The organism is Bartonella sp. AP4SXKL, from assembly GCF_042195845.1.
GTDB lineage: Bacteria > Pseudomonadota > Alphaproteobacteria > Rhizobiales > Rhizobiaceae > Bartonella.
Genome location: NZ_JBHIPA010000091.1, coordinates 1 through 560, shown reverse-complemented (window position 1 = coordinate 560; position 560 = coordinate 1). Strand labels below are relative to the sequence as shown.

Here is a 560-nt window from a genome sequence, read left to right as displayed (position 1 = left end):
GGCGTGCTATCGGCTTCGTTTTTTAGAGTGTTGGTTTGGATATTTAAGTTTCCACCAGCTTGAATAAAGCCTGCTTTGTTCACAAGCGAAAGGCTTTTTCCGCTGCCATCTGCATTGGTGAAAGATAAATCACCTTCTGCCATTATGGCACCAAAATCATTCAACAAAGCCCCATCAACTTGTAAAGCACCATTGCCCTTCACATAAATTAAACCCGTTTTGTTGTTGGTCACATCCCCCGTCACGCTAAAGATTAAATCCTGCCCCGATGCCAATTGACCGCTATTTCCAAGCTCCCCCGTCTTGATCACGAAATCTCGTGCCGCTAAAACAGAAGTCGTCTCATCAACCATAACGCTTGGAGCAACAAAAAGAATATCTCCAGTCCCTCCCTGATCTGTCACGGCTTGTAGCCGCGCATTGTGAATATCAAGGGCATTGGTGCTTTGAAAGTCTAAACCGCCATAAGCCAATTCGCTCTCTGAGACATCAATATGATCTGCAATTAAATACAGCGTTTGCGGCGTGTAAATATGAGAACGATTATTGCTTAAATCGAG

Annotated in this window: 1 protein-coding gene; it reads right to left on the bottom strand. The window is 44.3% G+C overall.

The annotated features are described in order from the left end of the window. Positions 1-560: hypothetical protein (locus ACFIMI_RS09835; protein ID WP_375692551.1), on the bottom strand; the 560-nt coding region annotated here is incomplete at both ends.